The following is a 24,352-nucleotide window of genomic DNA, read 5'->3' on the forward strand; positions in this document are numbered from 1 at the left end:
AATGAAAGAGAAGCAAGTCCATGAACAGAAACCGCTTCTCATTCTAAGGTTATATCTTCGCCACTAACCCCTTAAACTTCTCATAATTCACTTTCACACCGTCATCCAAGTCAATCTCAATTTGCATATCCGCCATATGATGCAACAACTCATCATACGCTTTCAACTCATCAATTTTCTTATCGAGCGATTTCAATTCTTTTTTTGCATTACTGATTTCCTTAGTTGTGGAATCCCCTTCAATAATTTCAAGTAAGTCCTTCTTCTCCGCATCCAAGCGAATCTGAACTTCATGCAAATAATCAGTCCGAATACGGGAAAGCGTCGTTTTATCGTAACGGTGCATATAAATAAGACAATTAAATGCCTTTTCCTTTCCTGACGTGAACAGCCAGTAAATTGGTCGCTTCTTATATACTTGCACATGATCTTTATAGAATTCATTCAAGAAATAACGACGCAATGCTTCCCTTGCTGTTTCATTCTTTCTACGCCCAATTGCATTCGCTACAAAATCAAGATTTTCTTCAAGTGTTTCTTCACCAAACGTCACCCGAACGAAATCTACGAATCTCGTTACGATGTCATCTTCGAAATAAGCACCTTGTAAGATTGGAAGGATGTTGTCTTCGTCTGCTGGGAATGTTTTATAACGGGAGGCATTGAATTCCCCGCCAGCGTAAGTGAGACCTTCTTCATCAAGTGAATATCTACCATACGAGCAACCAATAGCATAGGAGATGAAACTTTTTATATCCTTTTCCATATCAGCCTTTCGAATCGTTACATATTTATCGTCAACTTCGGAAGCCAATTCATGCTGTAAGCCATAAATTTCTATAAAAACTTGATTTAACTTTTCTTCATTTTGCTTAAGTTCTATAAACTGATTATCAGTTTGACTTTTCCAATTTTCAAATGCGTTTTCAATTGTAAATATTTTTTCATTATTCTTTAACAAAGCATGCTGTTCAAAATCCCATGATGTTTCGTAATTATCCCAATCTCCCTTGCTAATTTGATGGTTACTAGTTGCCAATAAATCAACTATTTCATTTTGTTGAGGATTTGCTTTTATTACTGGGAACTTCGCAATTTCTCCTGATTGGAAATTTAATGTAGGATTAATTTCGGCTAAAATATATTTAAATACCGATGAATTTAATAATGCTAAAAAGTAATTTCTTTGATTTTCTTCAGTAAATAAACAACAACCACCATTATCAAATATAAATCCATCTTCGAATTTTCTTATACTAAAATTCGAAGATGTAACTGTAGACCACGTTAAGCCTGGTTTCATAAAATAATCATAATTTGCAATTACAGCAGTTGGAATTTTCCTTATTTCTTCCGCATCATTTTTCCAATCAATTATATACTCGTTATTACCGTACCATTTTCTATATTGTCCCCCTTTATTATAAGGGAACCACCTTTTACTTATTGTTTCCTCTCGAACGATTTTCTTTTTATTAATATTTAGCTTATCAAATTCAACTTCATACCATAATCTTAAAAAAAGATTATTATTTGACGTGGAATTACCTTTTCTTGGTGCCGCAATTTCACCAAGTTTAATGTTAGATTCAAAAACTTCCCTAATCTTATCGCTAAGCCAATATGCAATGGGACTCCCTGGAATTTTATTAAAATCTACTACTTTCGAACTTTTATACCTTTCATTTATTACTGGAAATGTTAGGGGTACCCCCTCCTCATTAATTTCATTAAATCTTATACACATATTCTGATTTCTGTAATTTTTAACATGGTGATTATTAATAACTACAGCAGAAGTTCCAAAATTTATTCCTAAACTGGTTCTTCCTCTGCCCTGGTACGGCATGTGAATTAATCGGGAAATAGTTTTTTCTTCTATTATTTTTTCTCTCAACTTCTCGTAACTTGATAGAAACATCCAACTTTCCATAGTAATCATGGAAATATATCCGTACTCTGTAGCAAGTTTGTAAGATCTTTCAATAAAAGCCGCAAATAGGTCTGCTTTTGATTCTTTATAATACTTATCGAGGTATTGCGTAAGCTTTGCATTCATGCCACTTCTCCCCATGTAGGGTGGATTAGTACACACAACATCATAATTTCGGCTTAATAATAGTGATTGCTTAAGTAGTAGTGGTAGTTTTTCTTCTACTATTTGTTTGTCAACCATCTCAACGAGATCAGCCTGTTCCCCTTTATAATCTATAAATCGCTGTTCAATAAATCCATACTCTACTAGTCCCACACTTAATAATGAGCCATACTCTTTTGCGTCTAAAAATGTGTTTTGAATAGTTTGAAGTGCATCTTTAATTTCATTGTTATTACCAGATATATTCTTAATCATCTCGTCTGTTAGCCAATTGCTTTCTTGCACTGCACAAATATTTGGTTGAATTGCTTGTCTAAAAATCCTTCGAGATTTCTCTCTTGCTTTCATCATGACTGCAAATGATGATAATTGAACTGCACGATCATCAACATCCAATCCGAAGAGATTTTTTTCTAAAATTAGTTGAGGGATTTCATTTTCCATATAACCTTTTTCAAGATACATGTCGTAGAAAACATCAAACGCATATACAAGAATATGCCCACTTCCACAACAAGGATCAAGGAACGTAATTTCTTCGGGATTTACATTTTTATATCTTATTTCATCGAGTTGCTTGATAACCTCTTCTTCTTGCCCCGCTTCATCTAAATAATATTTCCATTCAGATTTCAATTGACTTTCAGGATAACTATCAAGCCAAATGCGTCCCAATGAGTTTTCTACCATGTATCGAACAATCCAATTCGGTGTAAAAAGCTGTGTGGCCGCAGGTAGTGTATCTTTCGTAATTTTGATATTCTTTTTCAGATTAGCAAATACTTCATCTTTTTCTTCCGAAATATAATATTGATAAAGCCACCCGATAATCTCAACCTTTTCCCAATTACTCTCTGGAATAACTTCCATATCCGTCATTTTACGAACGAAAGAATCCGTTCCAAGCAATCCTTCTGGAAAGAGGATTTCCGTATAATCCTCAATTGTCTCGAACATGAATGGCATGTAGCGGTTTAAATCGTTACAATGCATTTTGATCAGATATTTGAAAAGCTCGTCTGTCTCATTATTCATTTTCAAGTCGTAAACTTTTTCTTTATCTAAGTCAAGATCCAGTGATAATGCTTCTTTCATCATATCTGGCTCGGCACTGCCTGAATTTGAAGAAAGGACACGCACTTTTGTAGGAAGATAGTCGTTTACTTCCATGTATCTTAATGCGATGAAACGGTTGAACCAAGTGTATGCCGTTTCTTCCATAACACGGGCAAAGCCAATTTCATTGATTCGAGCAATGAGTTTGTTTCGTTGCCTTCTTTCTGTATCAGAAAGCTGTTTGCCGCCTATAAAGACGGCATCTGAGCTTTCGACATTTGCTTTTTGAATGGATTCGGCTGTAATGCCAAGTTTTCTTGCTTGTAGCTCTACTTTTTCCAGCAACTCTACTCGTGCCTCAGTTGCGAATTTTTTCAGGGCTGTTTTGTTCAAATTAGTCACTCCTTTGAATAGGGTGCCAGGCACGGCCACAATTCGCGGTAGGACGCGAATGGATGTCCATGTCTGGCACCCGTTGGTATGTTACTCGATAAACTCGATTTGTTTATTCGATTTGATGATTTGTTTTAATTTATGGGATAACGTATTAATGTATTTATCAACATCGTCTTCTGATGTTAAAGTTGTAACAGGGACAAGATTAGTGACTTTTACACTTTGTTTCTGAACTACAGGTTCTTTTACTGGTGGATCTACGACTTTTCCACCTTTCTGTTCGTTGTGTTCTTCAGCTTTTTTCCGTTTCCATTCAGCAATTTCACGGCGAATTTCCGTAGTTGTTCTTTCTTTGTAACTATTACTTTGTGAGATGGTTGCATCTACTTTGAATATATCTGTAAACGAATCGAGACTGTTTTTTAGTCCGTCATAATAGTAATCGACTCGCTGCTTTGTTTGATTGAATACTCCGTATTGTTTCGCCAGGATTGACAACTCATCATAATCCATTTTTAACTTTTGTTGAGCATTGTCTTTTTTCTCGACAAGGATAACCTTGATTTCTTTTTCTAATGTATGAACCAATTCTGGGATATCTTTGATTTTCCGATAGGGAATAGGATCTTGGATAATAGAAAGAAGTTTGCCCATAGCATCCATCACTTCTTGATGAGAGAGATATGCTTTGTTCTCCTCATATTTAGTGATTCCAGCCAAACCTTGATCAAAAATGTCTTTCTGATTCGTGCCAAAGAAGCTTTTCACATAAACGATGTCTTCTTCCCAATCTGCCAGATCATCTTCCAGTTCGTTTAACTTTTTAAAGAAAGAAGCATTATCGAGTTTGCTGTCAAATTGCTCGAAGTATTCAAGGCCTTTGTCAAGCAAGCTCATCCCTGGATATTTTCTGCCTTCATAACGGGCTTTGTAGCCTCTGATTTCAGCAATTTGTTTGTCTATCAATCCAAGGATATCTTTGACAAGGCCATCCTCATCATCCGCTAAATCCGTCGTGTTAAAGATTTCCCTACACACACGTTTCGCAGTACTTATAAGCCCTTCATCAACTTTCACACGTTTAACGATAATTCCTTTATCTGCTTCAGATACTTTCTCGAATACCGTCATTAACTTGTTCGTATCTGTATCCGGCTCCAAATACTCAGCGTTATAACGAATACGGATACGTTGCTCCATCAATAGCTCTGCAATCAGTCCTGCAATGTCAAGCTGCTTCCAACCGAAAGGCTTGTCCTGAAAACGATCGTAGACAACTTTTACTCGATTTTGTTTTTGGATTTGATTTTGCATCTCAATGAATTCATAAATTTCCCGTTTTGCCAATTCATTTGGGTTTTTACCGATTTGTTCATCAAATGATATTTGCCCTTCATTTGAAAGCAATATGGATTTCAAGTCTTGTGCGCTAACCAAATGTTCTTTAACATAGCCTAACTTCGTATAAACATTGTCAACCAATTGTTTGAAAGCAGAATTGATTTTCTCCTTTACAGAAGAACCTTTGATATCCATTTTGTCGCCGTTGACGAAGAATGTTCCGTCTTTGATGGCATCATCTAACAGTTCCCGTACTCTGCGTCTACGCTCACGCACTTCTGCTTGCTTGTTGTTCAAGATGTTTTGTATGTTTTCAGGAAGCTGAGTGATGTTCTTCTTCCTGCGATACTCTTCGATTCGTAACGCTTCTTCCATTTCCTCGACATATGCCTCATTGCCACCAAGCTTGATGATCATTTCACCACTGCCAGAAGTCATCATCATCATTTCCTGATCCGACTTGTGATAATGGTCTGATAGTGGAGACAGAATTTGCAACCCGATGCTTGATGTTTGGTTTCCGTAGGTTTTCTCATCCATAATCTGATTGTAGGAGAATGCATATTCCTTGGAATAATTGAATCGTTTATCATCATATAAGTCTTGGAAAATATAGTTTGCCAATTCCCGCTTGACGATATCTTCATCAATGTTCATCTGTTTGATTTCACGGTTAATATCCTGCTCATCATCCGTTAAGAACAAGTAATAATCACCGTTCTTTTGAATCAATGTTTGCGCAATCAATTTACGAAGGGAACCTTTGATTTTTTCTTTTAGCTGTAGCTTGTCTTCATCAATATTCGTCACCATAAGTGTGGCAATATTGTCGATGTTTGCTGGCAGTTCTTTAATGTATTTGATCATGAATAATACTTTTAGTAAGTCCATGTTGAATGGATCATCTTTTAATGCTGGGTTTTCATTTGCCCCTTCAATGACCCGTGATATAGATGGGTTAAGGAATTCCTTAATCGTATCGTAAAACGCATGGAAAGGAATGAGCATGCCTTCTTCATCATCTTTAAAGCGAAGCCCTGCTTCCTTAAACGCTGAGAGCATCGAACGTTCCCCTTCTGATAAGTGCTTCCCTGATGAACCATGCTTCCTTACTTGTTCAAACACGTTTTGTAGTAGTTTGAATTGGTACGGGACAAATGGATAGACATCCGCAAATTCCTGTTCGTTGTCAAAACCTCTAAGATCCGCCGTACTTTCTCGGAAGCTAATCAAGTTTTTCAAGATGGCACTTTTTTCAGGGTAGAGAACTTTTAGCTTATCATTGACATGCGAGTGTTTTTCCAAAATACGTTTCTTAATAACCTCATCCACTGAAATAGATGACAGGGATAGTCTTGTATCGAAACGCCCTTGAATACGAGAGAAGTCATCGCCCTTCACTTTGACAATCGAGTCAATGCTTTCCTGCGATGTCACCATAATCCATACTTTACCGTGAGCATGCGTCCCTAAATCCTCTGCAAGCGTCTGCAAGTTGAGCATTAGGTTACGGCTGTCTCCGATATATTGGCCAATTTCATCAACAAGGAAAACTAAATGGAAGTTCGGGCCTTTTTCGTCAATGTATTCTTTCACGTCTTTTGAGAATTTCTCGATACTAATTTCGAAGTTATTAACCCCGTTTTCGAACCAATTGCGTGCCGATTCCTCTGACATGTCGGTCACTTTTGTCAATGCTCCGATAACGAAGTCTGCGTCGAAATAGAAGCTGTTGCGACGTTCTTCCCAAGGTTCGCCCGCTAACGCCTGAAACTCATGTTTAAACGCTCCGTAGACACCTTGCTTGTCCAAATACTTCTCCATCTCTGCAACGCCTGGAATGTCCCCGTAATAGCCTCTATGTTCGTAAAACACCTTCATAAAGACACGCAAAATCGCATCTTCTTTTGATTTGTTATCAAGCGAGCTTTTCGAATCGATGTTGAAAAGAATTGTTTCTGTAGCCACGTCAGCCGTTCGCTTCATATTAGCGTAAACAAGTGGATCTTTGACTTTTTCTTCAAAGAAATCGACTGGCTTCTTTCCTTTTACTGCTTTGTTTTCTAACAAGTAAGCAAGAATTTTCAGGAAATGAGATTTACCAGATCCAAAGAAACCCGAAATCCACACTCCCATTTTGTCCGTCTTGCCATCAATTCCTCTTTGGTAATTGTCGTAGAACTTGGAGAGATGCTTATGTAATTCTTGGGTGACTACATATTCGTCCAATTCCTGATAAATATCAGCTTCGTTTGTTTGGGCGACTTTAATTACCCCACGGATGTCACGTTCAATGTCCTTTAAATACATGTCTTTTAGTATCATCTGTAATCCCCCTTTTTCTACTCAACCAAGCGAAATGCTCTATAGTAATTATCATCTTTAAACTTGCTGAACAATTGTAGTGATTGACCATCGTATTGCCCTGGAAAGAACATGATGACTGGTGTTTTATCTAACACTTCTTGCAAGTTGTTCAAGATATTATGTGATCTTACAAACGGATAAACTTTTCCAACACCTGTAAGGAATACTACATTGTGATCACCCATTTGTTCCTTAATTTTCTGTAGGAATACTTCAGGTTTTGCAAAAGTCGTCATCGCCTTGAAAAGGGCATCTTTCCCTTGTCGCTCTTCCATCTGAAAAATTCGGTCAAAAATTCGTTTTTCTTTGGTTATCTCAATTAATAACTTATAAAGGTCAAACTCAATGATTTTCCTGTCCGTCCCTTCATAAGTGAAGTATTTCTTAATATGTTCTACATAATCTCGAACTATGAGCTCTGCTTGAGGCTCATAGTCAAATACATAAAAACTAATTTCATTGCCAAGTCCACGTCCGTCTATGAACTTGTCCTCTTTAATTTTTGGTATGATTTTATCCAAACGTCCGTAAATATTACTCATTTAATCACCTGCTCTCTCCAATCACTTGTAAATAACGGCCATCACCAATAGCATGTAAATGATTCTTGATTTGCTCATCAACAATCAACCGGTTCAACTCGCCTGTTCGATAGTTTGTTAAAATTCCCGATTCATAAAGAATTTTACGAAAGACTGATTGAAGTTTTTCGACAGTAGAATCCGACCAACTTGCAACGGCCGTGTCTTGTTCTGATTTAATTGCAAAGTAGGAATTTATATCTTTCTTTTCCAAGGTGTAATTATGCGTGCTTAACTTCTCTTGCATCACTTCACTCATGAACTCAAAGAAAAGCCTGTCCGTTTTCATAATCGCGTACAGGTTTACAAGTTTACTTGACTCCAGTGTTTCTTGGAGAACATACTTGCGTAAATAGTCATCAAGAGCATTTACTCTTTGCAAAATATAAGGAAGTCCTCTCTTTAAACTTGATAACTTTTCATATTGAAATAAGTTTTCCGTCAAAACTTTGTGCCGTATTTCATCATCTGACAAACCATTTTCTTTTAGAGTTGCAATTTGCTTAAACTCAAAAAGCATGAATGACGCGCCAGTAAGGGCCGCACTGTACTTTAATTCCATTGTCATATAATTCCACCTTTTCCGCAATACTAAATGCCTAAATACTTATATTTTCAACATATTATTAAAATGATAACAAAAACATTAATCTTACCTCTTATTCTACTGGTGTTTATGTAATATATCCAGATACTTCGGCTACCATTCGATTGGTGTCGGCAAAGGTCTTAAAGTCCTATTGTTCCTACAACGAATCTATCCCCCATTACTCATTGGAATTAGTGGTGGCCTACCCTTAACCAATTCATTTTGTTCGAGCTGATCCAATAATCCGAAGTCTATGCGTTTAAATTGTCTACACACGATTTTACGATGTACCAGCTTTCATAAACAATTATTTCTCAAAACAAAAGTACTTCCCTTCACATTTATAGAAGTACTAATACAAGAATGGAGATAATAATCTTGGACTTCTAAGCAGTATTTTTAGACAGGGATGGAACTATCGGGGCCAGTGACAGTGTTATTTATCCCGGGGGGTTTAAGCTATTCCCCCGTGTTGCAGATTCAATCCAGCAACCTGAAAAAGCAGGGATTTTTTTTTATTCACAAACCAACCATGTATTTCAAAGGGCGACGCATCCTACCAATGTTTCTAAGATGAGCTCATCAGATTCAACTTCGATAAATTTATCTTTGTCCGCATGGGCATACAGATGGATGTACCTGTAGAAAGCCTTCGCCTAAAACGCTACTTATAGCCACAAAAGGGAATAACTTGAATTGAGAGCAGTGTGTTGTCATCGGGGACAGATGGACTGATTTGCTGGCTGCGGATGAGGTTGAGTGTAAAAAGATATTGGTGAAAACGGGGACCGGGAAGGATGCATATTACAAATATAGTATTGGTGAGTTTTTTAGTAGGTAGAAAGATGTTACACATGATTTGATTGCAGAGGATGTGAATGAAGCTGTAAATTGGTTGTTGGCTTAAATATTTCTATGCAAATAGAAAACCCTTTCCAAGTCAATTGACTTGAAAAAGGCCAATACTTCAGTTATCCCTTTCAGTATGTTTATTATGCATGTTAGGAATAACTATTTTCTTAGGTGTACGCACTACTTTCATATCCCAAAATTCAACTAGCTTTGGTGAAATTTTTAACAATATGATTTTTACTATCGAGCGTTTTTGATTTCTATTATAAGTAGTTGATTTCAGTATTAACAGAAATCCAAATAGAGTAACCACGAGTGAAAGTATATCGATTGATATATAATATAGTTCTTCAGGATAAAGTTTGGCGTTATACTTATCCCATAAGCATAAGTAAACGAAAAGCAATGCCGATATAACACTGAATTTTGAAGTCTGAAATGAAATATGAATAAGTTCATTCCAAAATCTAATAAATGGATTAGATGTTAATGTCTTTTGAAACCACCTATATTCACCGTACAGCGCATTAAAGTTCTCCCAGTATTCATCAGAGATAATCTTATCAAGAAAATATAATGATTCCCAGAATTCTTTCCAATCCTTTGCATTTCTACTTTTTTTAAACTTCACAAATAAAATTTCACTTTTTATAAATTCCTCGATTGCATCTTTATTACCTAACTTTGATATATTAGAATTTGTCGAATTAAAGTTACCGAAAAATTCAATCAAGTAATCTTCTCTGTTTTCATAATTATTTTCTCCAAATATGCGTCTAAGATGGAAATACATTGGACCGCATAATCCATTTAAATTATCATCTAATTGTCGATAAAATCGTTCAATCTTATTACTCCTTTGTCCAAATAAATATCCCAAGCAAGCGACGATTATTCCTATAACTATTGGTAAATACGATAGATAATCATTAATAATTAATATCCCCCCTATATGTTCAGTTAAATAGATTATGTTTACTGACTTCACCCAAAATCTTATAAAGGACTTCTCAATGTTAATGTTCATCCTTACTTTCGCCCGAATTTTTATTCCAATTTCATAGATTCCCTTGTTGTTGAAAAAAGTTACAGTTTTTCTATCCTTATGAAGTTAATTTGTCCAAAAACTCAACCTGAATATATTTAGGTAATATTTACATAGTTGACTTAATAATAATTAATAAAGCGGACAATTTCAATAGGAGCTGAAAGAGTGGAAAAGAACTCAAAAAGGATTTGGATTTCCAGTGAAATTTTTTATTGGGACTCTTCTTCAACCGGTGGCACAGTACTCTCCCAAGAACCTATTTCAAGAGCTTATAGCATTTGGGAGCATGCGAAAACATTAATTGAGGGAAATAATAGCAAGTTCGCACTTGCAGATGGAGTCACTAATTTAAAAAGGTCCTACAATCATAGATTGAATCATATTGAAACTCTTTATTCTTTTAGAATCATAAATATCAAGAATAAACCTAAAGGTTATTTAGAGTTATTAGAAAGTTTTCAAATAGTAAGGCCTTATATAATGGATAATCTCCGTCTTATTCGCAATGCCATCGAGCATAACGATGCCCCACCACCCGATATCAATAGGTGTAAAGAATTACTTGACGTTGTGTGGTATTTTTTAAAGTCAACGGACAAATTAGTTCAACTACTACAAGAAACTTGTTTTGAATTAGAGAATGAGGATAGTCATGGAGAAGCAAAATATTGGTTTGAGCCAACTATAAACTATGGAAATCCTTTTAGTATTTTAATACGTGGAAATTTCCCTCGAGACTTGGTTTCATACGAAGAAAAGATAGGTTTTTTTATGATAGATAAAAAAAATCCGATTAGCGAAGAACAAAAACGTTTTCCATTCCATATAAAAGAGTATGGCTCCTGTTTTTCTATATTTGGGCCTGTTAAATTGGAAACAATTGAAATAGAGAAACTGGTGTCCAAAGTAATTACAGCATATTAGCGATTGCCGATTGTAGAGGGAGGGATAACACTCCCTGATTCGATTTCGCCTGAAAAGATGCAGATTGATCCAGGTTTTTGCTCTACATCACTGTTTCGAATCTACGTCGAACACGTGTCGATTTATATGTAAGCAACGAAGCCAACTGTAATCATACGATTGGCTTCATTGTATTAATTCACCCTACCTCCCCAAAACCTCCCCCACATAATAAGGAAATTTAACCGCCTCCCACTTTGAAAAAGGTACCAGGTTCTAACACAATTCGAAATTCAATGAGAACCTAATACTCGAAATGAATGTGCAGGGCGATGCTAATTTTCCTTCCAACTAATAGGATAAGAAACCATACATTTAAGTCGAATATGATACAATCGAAAAAAACTAACAAATGAGGCGAACGATATGTGCCGTAACATTAAAACACTGTTTAATTTTCACCCTCCAGCTACGACGGACGAAATTTATGCAGCGTCGCTCCAATATGTTCGGAAGGTTTCTGGTTTTAGTAAGCCATCCAAGGCGAACGAAGACGCTATTAATCGTGCTGTTGAGGAAGTGTTTATTGCTACACAGAATTTACTTAACACATTAGTAACGAATGCCGAACCCCGTAATCGAGAAGTAGAAGCTGAACGGGCTAAAGCCCGTAATGCAAAAAGATTTGGATTGGAAAATAGGGATTAATCTGTGGTGCCTGTGCAATACACATTTATGACAATTCTATAAAAGTTATCTATATGCATGAAGTAAGCCACTAATTGTTTATTTAGTTGGCTTTTTTCTTTATTTTACGCAATTTTAGTGTATTGCCTGAATAGCGTGTAGCACTGACACCCAATTACTACCTCCCCAAAACCTCCCCCGGTTAACAATTAAAAGTAAGTAATTTGTCAAACACACTCTCAACTCAATTTGTTACGATTAATCAATACAACAAGCAACCACATAACGGAGTTGATAGGAAATGATATGGACGATTATTTCGATCGTAATCGGTACACTTTGTATATTTATATCGAGTCCCACAAGTAGACTTGTGGAGTGGTTAATGAATCGATTTGCAATTCATTCAAAGATTGACCCAAACGATATTACTGTAACTTTTAACGGAAAGCGCTTGGAAGAGGAAGATAAAAATCGTTTAAGTGACTATTTTAATGAGGCTCAATTCGTAAAGAGAAATCATATATTTCCCGGGACTGAGGAATCGTTTCTGCATCCAGAGACTGCTGTTATTCCGTTTATTATCAACGTTCAAAGCAGGAAAAAGGAAATGAATTTCTATCTTTACCCTTATGACGATCATGTTGATGTCGTCAAGCAATGGAAGAAAAAAATTATATCATTTACTCTGAGTTCCGAGCCTCTTCAAAACTTCAGTATTTCTGAAAAAGCCTAAAAAAGAAGCATGATTCCTCATTTCATAGGATTCATGCTTCTTTTTTAGTGTTATTGGATCTAACTCATTTATAAAATAGATTTCCCTTTTTTTTCGAGAAATAGTTTACTATCCTTATTGATCTAAGCACCCGATAGTTTAAGTGCAAGAATTCACAATGACTTTCATTTTTTTAGTAATTTTAAGTAGAATTCAGGTAGTTCGTTACCTTTTAATTTATACCATTCAATTACATCGATATCGTTTACGTCTTAATTTGTTCTTATAACTGCTTATAATAGCCTATCGATGGATAATAACGGTCATATTCAATTTTATCTATCGCTTCTAACGTATAAACCTCATAAATCCCTTCAGTTATTACATAATCACAAGGCTTTCCTTTTTCATCTTGTGCATAAATCCGTCCATCCTTTATTTCTATCGATATTGGTGAACGTAACCCTTTTTCAATACCAAACACGTCGTAATACTCTACTTTTTTTTCAAAGCCTAATTTTTTATAAAAGTTATTCGCAGGTTCATCCCCACGTGTATAGAGTTCAATAAATGTCACATTAAAGCTTTTAAGTTTAGTAAGGGCTTCTACATATAATTTTTGTCCAATTCCTTTGTATTGATGGTCTGGATGGACAGCAATTACTTGTAAAAAAGCACCTAACCCCTCACCTAATGAGGTTGTTTTTAGTGTTTCATCATCGAGTATCATATCTAAAATCCCTACAACCTCGCCATTTTCTATTGCTATAACTCAATAGAGGGTCTACCTTCAAAAGTAGGCTTCTTCGTTACAACATCCTCATACATTGATGTATGTAAATAAGCTAACACTCTACAACGTAACCAACCTTCTTCATACTCATCTCGAAAATTAATAATCTCCAATATTACGCCCCATTTCACTATTTCCAAACTTTTTTAAACCAATAATATAGATTCGATACAATTCAAGATATACCTTCTTATTCCAATACTATAACCTCATATTTTCTCTACAAGAGGATTGCTCTGAATAACATTACCAAATTTCTGCTTCTAACCATATAAAATGTACGATTGTTCTAACGGAAATGTACAAGCTGCTTCATTTCCCTTTCATAAAATACATTTCGATTCCCTCGAGTCCTCTTTTTACTTTTTCAATAATCTCATTTGACACGAAGAATCCCCCAATCTCACACTCATTTATCCCCTTGATATTACCATAAAACTTCATCTCTTTATTGCACTAAACTGCCCCGTTAGCCATCCATGCAGCAAAAAACGCTGCACCACAGAGGATGAAAATTGTTTCAGAACGGGTATAGATTAGTATGGCTGGCGAAGAAGGTCGATCAACTATGGTGCCATTGAGCCCATCCGTTAGTCTGACTCCAACGACCACGGTGCATCACAGACTGTCGCACTCTATATGAGTAGCACTCATGGGAGATTAATCCTACTCTGGTTATTGCACCAGCCTGCCTTTATTCAAGGAAGAATGGAGTTGTTGGTTCCTGATCTATCTTCCAACTCAATATACAATCTGAAGGCTCAGCCTTTTTTTAAAAAAGCTTTTTCTGAGTCTCTTTTGTTATGCAATTTTATAGATTTTGAGCGTTTTTTAATTTTCATGGGAGTTGAATAAAAAATTCTGTATTATACTTCAGCTTTGACTTCGAATGATAGTGCCTTATTTATTGCAGAATCCCCAAATTCAGTCGCTAATGCTTCCATAAAGATAACATCCCATAGACGGCCTCCAATAAAGTGTGATTGTCTTCTACGACCACATTCAACAAACCCTGCTTTTTTATAAGCTCGAATTGCATTTTCATTAAACTCATATACTTTCAAAAAAACATTGTGTAGTCCAGAAATGTTAAAAGCATAATCAAGAATAAGTAGTGCTACCTCCGTTCCATAGCCCTTTCCACGACTATCTTTTTCACCGATAACAATATTAAATTCAGCATTACGGTTTTTATAATCTATGTCCGATAAATATGTATTCCCTATTGGTAGCAATGTTTCTTTCTCATAAATTGTAAAAAATATATAATCCCTCGATTTAGCTACTTGTTCGAAAACCGAAACTTCTTCCTCCAAAATAACAGGTCTTGTAGAAGCAAGTGTTTTAGTAGTTTGAAAATCATTATTCCAGCGATTGTAATAAGAAACTAAATCACTTCGTAGGGGTCCTAAAGATACCAAACTACCAGAAAAGTTAATAATTATTTGATTATCTTTAACATTTATCAAATATGACACCTCTTTTTTAAGTTCTTTTATTAATAGTTCTATTAAAAAGAATAATTACCTCTAAAAACATGAAATATTAATCCCTTATTAAACTAACCTGCCTCGTTAGTTCAATAAGGAAAAATGCTTTACTCCTTCTTGAAGTAAAGCAATTTTACATTTTAGGTAATATTGTTGTTAGTTCAATTAAGTCATCTATTACCAAATCAGCCTGTGCGAGTTCATCTTCTTGTGCAAAATCAAAATTACATCCAATTGCAATTAAACCATTGTTTAAAAATATTATTATTTATTTCACTAAACTGTTTCTACGTTTAGTCCTTAACACCTTTGAATATGTAGCTAACAATGAATTGTAATTACTTATTTTGTTTCCCGCTTCAGATCTAAAATTTAACAATTCCATACATATTCATCCCTGAATTTATTTTACATAAAACCTGCCCTATTTATTTAATTCAACAAAAGACAGCAGCGCTTCTCCTTCCTTTGAAGATACACACCCGTTTATTCTTTAATGTTTTCGAACAAGAGCATCTAATCTACCACCTATTTCAAAAGTTTCACATTTTACAAGACAGTAGGTAAATTCTAACGTATGATTAATAATAGCTACTAGTCTTATTGTTTCAAATTGAAAGGAGAAAATTATGAAACCACCTACAGCAAAGCAAATTCCATATAAACACCGAATACACGGGGATATCCGGGAAGATCATTATTATTGGCTGAAAGATCGCGACAACAAGGATGTCATCAACTACTTGGAAGAAGAAAACCAATACTATGACCACATCTTGGAACCGCTGAAAGAACAAACCGACGAAATCTTCGAAAGTATGGTACAGCGTATTCCGGAGACAGAAGAAAGAGTGCCTGTCCAGCGGGGGCCTTACTTCTATTATTCCCGATTGGAAAAAGAGAAACAATATCCGATATTCGCGCGGAAGATTGCAGCAAACCGGGAACAGCTGGATAAAGCAAAGGAAGAAATTGTGATCGATGTCAACGAACTCGCACATGAAGATGAATATTTAAATGTAACAGAGAGGCGGATTACTGCTGACCACCGCCTGCTTGCCTATTTGGAAAACCGGGACGGATCCGACCGTTACACACTCTACATAAAAGATTTGGAAACAGGGAGTCTCTTGGAAGATCAGATTCCGAACGTCTATTTATTCGGAAGTATCGAGTGGAGCCGGTCTGGTCAATATATTTTTTACATCATCATGGATGAAAATCAGCGGCCATATCAGCTATGGCGCCACCGTTTAAGTACAAGCAATACTGATGATGAACTTATTTACGAAGAAACCGATCCAACATTCACCTTATTTATTAATACATCACAGAGCGGAAAATTTATCTTTATTCAATCCCATTCAACAGAAACGACAGAATTCCGCCTGCTAGACACGGATCTACCAGAAGACCCGCCAAAGCTCGTGGATGAACGCAAGCATGGAGTCACCTATGATGTCGAACATTGGGAAGATGATTTACTTATCTTAACGAATGAAAATGCACTCAATTTCCAGTTGCTGCGGTGTCCGCTTGATAATCCCGGTTTGCGCGAGCCTGTAATCAATTACGATGGGAAACGCTTCCTTCAAGCGGTTTACCCTTTCCGTGATGCACTGCTTATTTTTGGACGCGAGAAAGGAATGACACAGATTTGGAGATTTCACGATGGAAAACTCGAGCAATTTGCATGGGATGAACCGATTTACACGGTGTCTGTAGTCGGTAATCAAAGTTATACAACAACAGAAGTGCTGATTGAGTATCAATCGTTACTTACACCGCGAACAACTTTTGCTGTTGATTTATTTTCAGGTAACAAGCAGCAGCTACAAGTTGCTCCGGTTAGTGGAAATTATGACCCTTCCTCCTACCGGCAAAAACAAGTGTGGGCCACTGCAGAAGATGGCGTGAATATACCAATGATTATGGTCTACCACAAAGATGCCTTCCTTTCTGGACCAGCTCCATTGATTCTTGAAGGATATGGTTCCTATGGCGCCAATAGTGATCCTTATTTTAATCCGTACAGCATCCCGCTCTTGGATAAAGGAATTGTCTTTGTGACAGCACATATCCGTGGCGGTTCGGAAATGGGTCGAAGCTGGTATGAAGATGGAAAGATGCAGAAAAAGCGGAACTCGTTCACCGATTTCATCGCAGCTGCGACCTATCTCATAGACGAGAAATATACAACCTCCAGTCAATTAGCAGCACGCGGCGGGAGTGCGGGAGGCTTGCTTGTCGGAGCTGTAGCAAACGTGGCTGGTGAACTCTTTGAGGTAATTGTTCCGGAAGTGCCTTTTGTTGACGTTGTAACAACGATGCTTGACGATACGATTCCATTAACGACATTGGAATGGGAAGAATGGGGGAATCCTCAAAAACCGGAAGACTATTTCTATATGAAATCTTATAGTCCTTACGATAATGTGGAGAAGAAAGAGTACCCACATCTGTATGTTACAGCCGGGCTTAATGATCCCCGTGTCGGTTATTTCGAACCGGCCAAGTGGGTCGCACGGCTTCGAGAAAAGAAGACCGATGACAATACACTTGTACTGAAAACAAACATGGGCGCCGGGCACTTTGGGGCATCCGGACGTTTCAATCAGCTAAAAGAAGAATCGGCATGCTTAGCGTTTATTCTGGATAAGATAGTCGTTGACTGAGATTGAGGAATGATAGAAGAAAAGTAAACAAATCCTCTAAGACTGATTGAATCACATTACACAGGTAAAAGATGACTAAAATAGAATCCTGATGTCTAAGAAGAAATCCCAGATAATTGTATAAGAGCAACGCCATAATTGTGCGTTGCTCTTATTAAACTTTTGCACCTGTTAACGGAACTAAAATGGCAGGCTTTGAATAAGTGTAATCGTTATCACTAATGCAGATAAAGATCCTGCAGACAATAATGTTATCATTTTGCCCCACTTTATCTCTTTTGAAGGTTTTACAGCCTCATGGGAAACTGCAATCCATATAGCCATAGATACTATAACTAAGATGAAAATAACTTCTTTAGACACATTTTACACCTCCAAAACTATATTAATCTCGGTACTTATATACGAACTAGAAAAATTAAAGTTCACTATTACCAAAATACCTAAGACAAGGCGTGTATATTCTTCAATCAAACTCCTCATTCCTTCTTCAACTAAACTGCTCCGTTAGTTGAATAAGAAAAAAGAGCCGTCTAAGCAGCCACATGATCCTTCACTAAAGCACCCGTTAGCTCAATAAAGATGTTTATTCAATACTCATTTTAAAGAAACCCTCTGGATACAAATAGTCATCTTCAACATCTACATCTGGGTACCGAGTAAAAACAGACTCAAACTTATCATTTTCGATAAGGTAGTCAATAACTTCATAAATTCGTTCTTTACTTACAATATCTATTAGAACCATATCGCTTGACCAAAGATACGCACCTTTCATACATTCCCCTGTTTTTGCATTCTTCTCTCTCAATGTTTGTATGTTTTTGTAGGTGAAAAAACTCGCAATCCATTTAGAACGGTTAGAGAAAGTTACGATGACATCAAGGTTGTCATCTTCAACATTCCATTCACCTTCAGCCCATTCTTCAGCTTCTATCCATACGCTTCTGTTGTTTGTTTCTTTCAAAGGAACACCGCCTTAAATCAGATATATTACAGCTTTATTCTCTAATATTTGTTGAACTAAACTGCTCTTTTAGTTCAATAAGTTCAACAAAAATGACATCAATCCCTTCTTGGATCAACGCCCCGTTAGCTGAAGAGTAAATACAAAACTAAGATTTTTATTCACTCCACCAATTTGGGTGTTCTTTCCACCAAACCTCAGCTCTATCTAATGATTTTTGAATATCTTTCGCAACTTCCTCAGTAGTGTAAACACTGAATTCAAAGCCTTCTCCAATACGATGCCTATCATTAAAAGAATTACCAACAACCTGATATACCTTAATTTTATTTACAGGTATTTGTTCTTCTTTATAACCCGTCCTTCCGCTAAGTGGACACTTTGAGATTTCTACGTAAAGAGTACCTTCCCACTGACTAAACTGAAACATTAACAAGTCCGTTTGATTTTCCAAATTCCTATAAAAATGTGGAAACGAGCCTTTAAAACTTTTATCTCTTAATGTTGGGATAACAATTTGTTTCAATGAATTAACCATTGCATCTCGTTCTACTGACAAAATCAAAACCTCCGGATAACAAATTACTCGGTGCAGACTCTTGTTATTTGTTAAATTCAAGACACCATGCTATAGCATAAGCAACACTTGATGCAATAATTATTGCCGCGAATAAATAGATAGGGAAAGAAGGATGATGATAAGTGTAATTTGTAGTGGCAAACATAACCAACATTGCAATTACTGCAGCCAATGAGAGGGTAACATGCGAAGCTCTGGTTGCTTTATTAGTGATGAGTAGTTCCCGTTCATCTGAATCTTGAAATTCTCCAAATTTCATTAGTAAATCTAACTTCTTTCTCGGTTTTAATTTCTTTGACATCACCATATAAACGAGGATCAGAAGGAAACATAATGCAAATGGGAACAAGTTAAATTCCACGTCAACTGGCATGAATTGACCTTCAGCCAATGCTCGATCGAATTCATCGATTAACCAAACGTTTTCATAAGCAAATGCCACCGCATACGCAAATACACCTATAATAATGATTTTGCTAACACTTTCAAATATCACGACCTTCACTTGCCATCCTCCTTGAAAAAGACATTTTCTATTGGCTCCTCAAATACATCCGCAACATTCATCGCAAGTAATAGCGATGGTACATAGGTTCCTTTCTCCAACGATATGATGGTCTGTCGTGTTACACCTACTTTCTCAGACAAGTCCTTTTGCGTAAGGTTTGACCTTGCCCTCAGCTCTTTTATTCGATTCTTAATCTCCATTTCTTTCCTCCTTTATCTCTATCTCAAATGTAAAGAACTTCTTACAAAAAGTAAAGCCCTTTTTACATTTTAAGTGTTAGGAATATGAAATACAATAAAACACTCATAGAGAATAAACGCTATGACAAAGATAATGGTTGATTTAAAATGCACATAAAAAAATGAGCTGGAAAATGTCTCCACGCTCATTTTACTTCGGTGTTTTTTTACTAAAGCACCCGTTAGTTGAACAAGATACTAAAAGATATTAATTATTATAGGCACAATAAATACATTATTTCATAACTCTCTCTAATATCTCACTAACAAATTTAGTTTTACCCTCAGTGTAAGTTGCTCTGTCTATCGCAATCTTTGCCAAATATTTCTTTAACTGTTCATACTCAGCAACTGCCTCTGTATTGTTACGAAGATAATTTCTAAATGCTAAATGTCTGGCTAGTTCTTTACTATCTTTATTGCACACATATAAATGATGTTCAATCCAATTTGTATCTTTTTCATTCCACGGAACAAATGTATCCTTTCTTCCAAAGGCTTCTCTACCCTCAAAATTCCAATTTTCTTGATGATAGTAACCTATCTTTTCTAGACCTTCTATAACAGCAGGCAAAACACAATAATCTTCTATTACTACATCTATATCTAGAATTGGTTTGGCACTAAGCCCTTTAACTGATGTGCTTCCAACGTGTTCCACACATATTATTAAATCACCTAAAGTTTTTTTTAGGAAATCTTCTAATAATATGAAGGATTTTTCCCATTTTTCATTGTATGTAACTATTTCAATACCAGACTGATTATTCTCTTTTACTGACATCTTATCCCTCCACTCGTTTCACAATTACTAAAAAAATCATTTTACACTTCTAAAAGTAATAAAGAATGTCCTTCTTAAACTAAACTGCTTCGTTAGTTCAATAACTCATAAATCGTTTTTGCTGAACTTTTTGACAGGGTATAGATGGTATGAGTATCGTTTAAATTCATTATCGTGCCTCTTTCTTCATTTATCCAAAGAAAATAGCATTCTTCACCAATTTCAACTTTATACTCAGGATCGGCCATATTAACTATACCAGGCATTTTTACAGCGTTGTTGAACGCTTTCACAAAATCATTAACAACTTTGGGGTCTGTAAAGGAGGTCAATGAATCTTTTTTGATATCCGAAAAACTTTCCATTTCGTAAACAACTACTTTTTGATTGTTTTTAGAGGAACATCCACTAACGAAAAACAAAGTGAAAACCCCAGCTATCAATAACAGTGACAACCTTTTCAAAGAAGCACCTCCCTCCCTCTAAATAATTAGACAAAATTAAACAAATAAAGTTTCACATTTATCAAACCACAAGGATTTTCCTTCCCATTTAGAGAATGATGTAATGATACATGAATGGAGGCAATTAATCTTGCGCATTCAAGCAGTATTTTTAGATAGGGATGGAACTATTGGGGGCAGTGATCGTGTTATTTATCCTAAGGAGTTTACGCTGTTCCCCGGCGTTGCTGATTCGATAAAGCAACTGAAAAAAGCGGGGATTTTAATATATTCATTCACAAACCAACCAGGTATTTCAAAGGGCGAAGTGTCCTTTATAAGCTTTGAAGAAGAGCTCACTGTTTTCGGCTTCGATAAGATTTACCTTTGTCCGCACAGGTCTACAGATGGATGTACTTGCAGAAAGCCTTCTCCCGAAATGCTACTTACAGCCGCAAAGGAGAATAACTTGAATCTGCAGCAGTGTGTAGTCATTGGAGACAGGTGGACTGATTTGATGGCTGCGGATGAGGTTGGGTGTAAGAAGATATTGGTGAAAACAGGGAGCGGGATGGATGCGTATAACAAATACATAAATGGAGAGTTTTTTGGACGGTGGAAAGATGTTACTCCTGATTTCATCGCAGAGGATGTGAATGAAGCGGTGAATTGGTTGTTGGCATGAATGCTTACCATAATGGTCAAAAACTCATGGAATCCTGGTTCTCCCCCGCAATCCTCTTCTTTCGAATCGCTCATCATTTCCTCGTTCAATACGTTTCATCACCCCTGTATTAATGAGTACATCGAAATCCAACTCACCACCTAACTGTCAAATTGTTATCTGAGTAGTAAATCAATTTACTTGTTTATTGCGAACATTTATTTTATTATTTGTATAACGAATATGGGGGTGTCTATGTTGGTCGCTTTGGTAAAAGAGGAGTCCGCAGGATACGATTTGGAATTACTGGAACTTCGAAATGATTTTGTATTCAAATCCTTTTTCACGGATGAACGGAATAACGGTTTGCTTTTACATTTTGTCAATTCGATTTTAGGGGGGAGCATTCAGTCATTACAGGTAATCGACCCCACGAACAAGCAGGAACATAATGACGATAAATACTCCGTCTTGGACTTGCGGGCAACGACAGATCGTGGGGAACGGATCAATATTGAGGTACAGCTGCAACGGCATCCCGCTTTCAATGAGCGAGTACTTTACTATTGGGCGAAAACTTATACTGCCCAGTTTAAGAGCAGTGATCCCTACACGAAGCTGAAGAAGGTCATCCAGATTATCATCACCGATTTTGAACTGTTGCCTTCAAGCGGGATTCATAGTACATTCCTATTAATAGAACCATCGTCCGGCGTGATCTTCTCAAACCACTTGGAAATCCACGCATTACAAATGGGAAAACAGGGAGAAAAACCAGTAACCGACATGGATGACTTGGAAAAATGGCTGTTGTTTTTTAAAGGAGACCAAAAAGCAAAGGAGGAAGTCGGTATGGAAAGTTCCACTTTTAAAGAAGCCTTCGAGGAAATTCGCAGACTTAGTATGGATCCGGAAACTGTCGATTTAGCCATTAGTCGGGAAATTGCATTACGTGATCATCTTACACGGTTGGAAGAGGCGGAGATTCGGGGGAAGAATCAAGGAAAGGAACAAACAATCAAAGAGTTTGTTTTAAAGATGTATGATGAATCGCTTCCTTTGGATCTAATCTGTAAGCTTGCAGATTTATCGAAAGAAGAGGTTCACTTGATTATCAATGGTAAAGCGAATAATTGACCCTAAGATGACAACGACCCTGTTAACAAATTAGCACAGGGTCGTTTTTCATTTCACCTTCCCTACCTCCCCAAAAACTCCCCGCATAATACGGAAACTTCACCGCCTCCCGCTTCAACTCACGGAACGACCGGGAAAGGCCCGTCTCTTCGCCGTAAAGCGCCACGTCCATCTTATTGCTTATGTCGATGATGCGCTGTGCGAGCTGACCGTAGATTTTGTGGTGCTTGGCTCTTGAAGGGTACCAGGTTCTAAAACAATTCGAAATTCAATGGGAACCTGGTACTCGAAATTCCATGAGCCGGTTTTTGTTTGTTGATTCATCTGTTAGAAATCCGTATTTTTCAAATCGCTTCAAAGCTGTTCGAACGTTCTGCACGGTTATGTATTTGCCGCTTTCTTCAGCAAGTTTAGATAGGGATGTCAAGACTTGTCCCGGCTGTAAATCATATTTCTGCCCTCTCCACTCCCATTCACTTGCTTCATAGTTCACCATCATGAGCAATGTCACAAGAATTACCTGCTGTTCAGGTGTCGACGTCTTCCAAATCGCCTTGTCCTTCAGTTCCCGATGTAATTTCAACCATCCCTTATTCATATCCATTCCTCCCATTCGTGATCGGATAGGTCCGTTCACTAACTATATAGAGATGAACAGGGGAAAAGGATACTCGATTGGGAAAATATTTTTTTTCGGGTGCCTAAGACTCCCCGAAAATTCAAAAAGCATGATTCCTCATTTCAAAGGATTCATGCTTCTTTTTTAATGTCATTGGATATAGCTCTTTCATAAAAAGTTTTCCTTTATTTTCTAAGGAATATTTCACTATCCTTATTGAAGTAAAGCACACCGTTAGTTGAAGAGTGTTGTCATCCATTTTTCATTAAATAAATAATACTATCTCGTCTTTCAACTTGAAAATTCAAATCATCATCAAAACTAAGCATAGAAGCAGAAGTTAATCTGGTATCACTTCCACTATTAAAAAAATAAATTCCATATCCATTATTCGCAGGATATCCATATAAATAACAAACCACTTTCTCATCTTTCATAAAAACTAATTGATTCATACCTTCACTTACTGATTCACTGATAGTATCCCACTTATAGCCAACGGTTTTATAGATTGTATCTTTAGAAGTATACGGGTGAAAAGAATACATTATATCCCATTCAAATGGAGTTACATTGGATAAATTCACTGATTCTACGGATTCTCCAATGTTCAACACCTCTTGTTTCAATAGCTCTTCATTAACTTCCCATAAATCTTTTTTAAATACTTTTATTGAAATAATAGTGAACAGTATTACGATAGCTATTATCATAATTTTTTTCCGTGTCATACTAATATTCCCCCCATTCCCAAATCTGATAAATTCTTCATTAAAAATTCAAACGAATTCTGTTTGAAAAAGTTTCAAACCTTGTTACT

The 24,352-nt window shown here is 36.5% G+C and carries 23 protein-coding genes and 1 pseudogene; 7 read left to right on the top strand and 17 right to left on the bottom strand.

Annotation, left to right across the window (positions count from 1 at the left end):
• Positions 1-49: 49 nt before the first annotated feature.
• The 4 genes from pglX to ACFPZG_RS17255 all read right to left on the bottom strand — a co-directional run bounded on the left by pglX (position 50) and on the right by ACFPZG_RS17255 (position 8,407).
• The gene (gene pglX / locus ACFPZG_RS17240; protein WP_381428189.1) at positions 50-3,556 is read right to left on the bottom strand and encodes a BREX-1 system adenine-specific DNA-methyltransferase PglX; all 3,507 of its coding nucleotides are present in this window, start codon (positions 3,554-3,556) and stop codon (positions 50-52) included.
• An 81-nt stretch (positions 3,557-3,637) separates the two neighbouring features.
• A complete protein-coding gene (gene brxC, locus ACFPZG_RS17245) occupies positions 3,638-7,216 on the bottom strand; it encodes a BREX system P-loop protein BrxC (RefSeq protein WP_283734301.1) in 3,579 nt (1,192 codons plus the stop codon).
• Positions 7,217-7,233: 17 nt separating this feature from the next.
• On the bottom strand, positions 7,234-7,800 hold the full coding sequence (locus ACFPZG_RS17250) for a DUF1788 domain-containing protein (RefSeq protein ID WP_317941307.1): 567 nt from the start codon (positions 7,798-7,800) through the stop codon (positions 7,234-7,236).
• A gap of 4 nt (positions 7,801-7,804) precedes the next feature.
• Positions 7,805-8,407, bottom strand: a complete 603-nt coding sequence (locus ACFPZG_RS17255; RefSeq protein ID WP_283734298.1) for a DUF1819 family protein — start codon at positions 8,405-8,407, stop codon at positions 7,805-7,807.
• Between the two features lie 757 nt (positions 8,408-9,164).
• Between ACFPZG_RS17255 and ACFPZG_RS17260 the strand changes: the two genes are divergently transcribed.
• Positions 9,165-9,269 (top strand): hypothetical protein, encoded by a 105-nt coding sequence (locus ACFPZG_RS17260; protein WP_283734297.1) that lies wholly within the window; start codon positions 9,165-9,167, stop codon positions 9,267-9,269.
• Between the two features lie 126 nt (positions 9,270-9,395).
• Here ACFPZG_RS17260 and ACFPZG_RS17265 read toward each other — a convergent pair whose 3' ends face one another.
• A complete protein-coding gene (locus ACFPZG_RS17265) occupies positions 9,396-10,307 on the bottom strand; it encodes a hypothetical protein (protein ID WP_283734296.1) in 912 nt (303 codons plus the stop codon).
• 186 nt (positions 10,308-10,493) lie between these two features.
• Here ACFPZG_RS17265 and ACFPZG_RS17270 point away from each other — a divergent pair, with 186 nt between their 5' ends.
• The 3 genes from ACFPZG_RS17270 (at position 10,494) to ACFPZG_RS17280 (ending at position 12,654) form a co-directional block, all read left to right on the top strand.
• Positions 10,494-11,252 (top strand): hypothetical protein, encoded by a 759-nt coding sequence (locus ACFPZG_RS17270; protein ID WP_283734295.1) that lies wholly within the window; start codon positions 10,494-10,496, stop codon positions 11,250-11,252.
• A 405-nt stretch (positions 11,253-11,657) separates the two neighbouring features.
• Positions 11,658-11,939 (top strand): DUF2277 domain-containing protein, encoded by a 282-nt coding sequence (locus ACFPZG_RS17275; RefSeq protein ID WP_283734294.1) that lies wholly within the window; start codon positions 11,658-11,660, stop codon positions 11,937-11,939.
• A 280-nt stretch (positions 11,940-12,219) separates the two neighbouring features.
• Positions 12,220-12,654 (top strand): YfmQ family protein, encoded by a 435-nt coding sequence (locus tag ACFPZG_RS17280; RefSeq protein ID WP_317941308.1) that lies wholly within the window; start codon positions 12,220-12,222, stop codon positions 12,652-12,654.
• A 262-nt stretch (positions 12,655-12,916) separates the two neighbouring features.
• Here the strand turns inward: ACFPZG_RS17280 and ACFPZG_RS17285 are convergent, their stop codons facing one another.
• The 3 genes and pseudogenes from ACFPZG_RS17285 to ACFPZG_RS17295 all read right to left on the bottom strand — a co-directional run.
• Entirely contained in the window at positions 12,917-13,402 is a 486-nt protein-coding gene (locus ACFPZG_RS17285; protein WP_317941319.1) for a GNAT family N-acetyltransferase, read from the bottom strand.
• An 890-nt stretch (positions 13,403-14,292) separates the two neighbouring features.
• On the bottom strand, positions 14,293-14,895 hold the full coding sequence (locus tag ACFPZG_RS17290; protein WP_283734291.1) for a GNAT family N-acetyltransferase: 603 nt from the start codon (positions 14,893-14,895) through the stop codon (positions 14,293-14,295).
• A 154-nt stretch (positions 14,896-15,049) separates the two neighbouring features.
• Positions 15,050-15,169 (bottom strand): annotated as a pseudogene (locus tag ACFPZG_RS17295) (nucleosidase); the annotation flags it as partial.
• 376 nt (positions 15,170-15,545) lie between these two features.
• Here ACFPZG_RS17295 and ACFPZG_RS17300 point away from each other — a divergent pair.
• Positions 15,546-17,591, top strand: coding sequence for a S9 family peptidase (locus ACFPZG_RS17300; protein WP_317941309.1), 2,046 nt, complete (start codon positions 15,546-15,548; stop codon positions 17,589-17,591).
• A 180-nt stretch (positions 17,592-17,771) separates the two neighbouring features.
• Here ACFPZG_RS17300 and ACFPZG_RS17305 read toward each other — a convergent pair whose 3' ends face one another.
• From ACFPZG_RS17305 to ACFPZG_RS17335, 7 genes are all read right to left on the bottom strand, one after another.
• The gene (locus ACFPZG_RS17305; RefSeq protein ID WP_283734289.1) at positions 17,772-17,954 is read right to left on the bottom strand and encodes a hypothetical protein; all 183 of its coding nucleotides are present in this window, start codon (positions 17,952-17,954) and stop codon (positions 17,772-17,774) included.
• 223 nt (positions 17,955-18,177) lie between these two features.
• Positions 18,178-18,558, bottom strand: coding sequence for a hypothetical protein (locus ACFPZG_RS17310; protein WP_317941310.1), 381 nt, complete (start codon positions 18,556-18,558; stop codon positions 18,178-18,180).
• 157 nt (positions 18,559-18,715) lie between these two features.
• Positions 18,716-19,117, bottom strand: coding sequence for a DUF4304 domain-containing protein (locus ACFPZG_RS17315; RefSeq protein ID WP_283734288.1), 402 nt, complete (start codon positions 19,115-19,117; stop codon positions 18,716-18,718).
• A gap of 43 nt (positions 19,118-19,160) precedes the next feature.
• Entirely contained in the window at positions 19,161-19,643 is a 483-nt protein-coding gene (locus ACFPZG_RS17320; RefSeq protein ID WP_283734287.1) for a hypothetical protein, read from the bottom strand.
• Positions 19,640-19,846 carry a helix-turn-helix transcriptional regulator gene (locus ACFPZG_RS17325; RefSeq protein WP_283734286.1) on the bottom strand — a complete coding sequence of 69 codons (207 nt, stop codon included), beginning with the start codon at positions 19,844-19,846 and terminating at the stop codon, positions 19,640-19,642. The genes ACFPZG_RS17320 and ACFPZG_RS17325 overlap by 4 nt, the downstream gene beginning before the upstream one ends.
• 274 nt (positions 19,847-20,120) lie before the next feature.
• A complete protein-coding gene (locus ACFPZG_RS17330; protein ID WP_283734285.1) occupies positions 20,121-20,669 on the bottom strand; it encodes a GrpB family protein in 549 nt (182 codons plus the stop codon).
• 92 nt (positions 20,670-20,761) lie between these two features.
• Entirely contained in the window at positions 20,762-21,133 is a 372-nt protein-coding gene (locus ACFPZG_RS17335; protein ID WP_283734284.1) for a hypothetical protein, read from the bottom strand.
• Between the two features lie 127 nt (positions 21,134-21,260).
• Between ACFPZG_RS17335 and ACFPZG_RS17340 the strand changes: the two genes are divergently transcribed.
• Positions 21,261-21,797, top strand: coding sequence for an HAD-IIIA family hydrolase (locus ACFPZG_RS17340; RefSeq protein WP_283734598.1), 537 nt, complete (start codon positions 21,261-21,263; stop codon positions 21,795-21,797).
• 237 nt (positions 21,798-22,034) lie between these two features.
• A complete protein-coding gene (locus tag ACFPZG_RS17345; protein ID WP_381428198.1) occupies positions 22,035-22,913 on the top strand; it encodes an Rpn family recombination-promoting nuclease/putative transposase in 879 nt (292 codons plus the stop codon).
• A 268-nt stretch (positions 22,914-23,181) separates the two neighbouring features.
• On the opposite strand, the gene ACFPZG_RS17350 is transcribed toward ACFPZG_RS17345, so the two are convergent.
• Entirely contained in the window at positions 23,182-23,511 is a 330-nt protein-coding gene (locus tag ACFPZG_RS17350) for a hypothetical protein (protein ID WP_283734281.1), read from the bottom strand.
• A gap of 272 nt (positions 23,512-23,783) precedes the next feature.
• On the bottom strand, positions 23,784-24,263 hold the full coding sequence (locus ACFPZG_RS17355) for a hypothetical protein (protein ID WP_283734280.1): 480 nt from the start codon (positions 24,261-24,263) through the stop codon (positions 23,784-23,786).
• Positions 24,264-24,352: the final 89 nt, after the last annotated feature.

It is taken from the genome of Sporosarcina thermotolerans (assembly GCF_042658975.1).
Taxonomy (GTDB): Bacteria; Bacillota; Bacilli; order Bacillales_A; family Planococcaceae; genus Sporosarcina; species Sporosarcina thermotolerans.

Bases quoted from the DNA above. Each gene is read 5' to 3' on its own strand.
- brxC (WP_283734301.1), bottom strand. From the start codon at position 7,216: ATGATACTAAAAGACATGTATTTAAAGGACATTGAACGTGACATCCGT.
- ACFPZG_RS17250 (WP_317941307.1), bottom strand. From the start codon at position 7,800: ATGAGTAATATTTACGGACGTTTGGATAAAATCATACCAAAAATTAAA.
- ACFPZG_RS17255 (WP_283734298.1), bottom strand. From the start codon at position 8,407: ATGACAATGGAATTAAAGTACAGTGCGGCCCTTACTGGCGCGTCATTC.
- ACFPZG_RS17265 (WP_283734296.1), bottom strand. From the start codon at position 10,307: ATGAACATTAACATTGAGAAGTCCTTTATAAGATTTTGGGTGAAGTCA.
- ACFPZG_RS17275 (WP_283734294.1), top strand. From the start codon at position 11,658: ATGTGCCGTAACATTAAAACACTGTTTAATTTTCACCCTCCAGCTACG.
- ACFPZG_RS17280 (WP_317941308.1), top strand. From the start codon at position 12,220: ATGATATGGACGATTATTTCGATCGTAATCGGTACACTTTGTATATTT.
- ACFPZG_RS17300 (WP_317941309.1), top strand. From the start codon at position 15,546: ATGAAACCACCTACAGCAAAGCAAATTCCATATAAACACCGAATACAC.
- ACFPZG_RS17325 (WP_283734286.1), bottom strand. From the start codon at position 19,846: ATGGAGATTAAGAATCGAATAAAAGAGCTGAGGGCAAGGTCAAACCTT.
- ACFPZG_RS17330 (WP_283734285.1), bottom strand. From the start codon at position 20,669: ATGTCAGTAAAAGAGAATAATCAGTCTGGTATTGAAATAGTTACATAC.
- ACFPZG_RS17350 (WP_283734281.1), bottom strand. From the start codon at position 23,511: ATGAATAAGGGATGGTTGAAATTACATCGGGAACTGAAGGACAAGGCG.
- ACFPZG_RS17355 (WP_283734280.1), bottom strand. From the start codon at position 24,263: ATGACACGGAAAAAAATTATGATAATAGCTATCGTAATACTGTTCACT.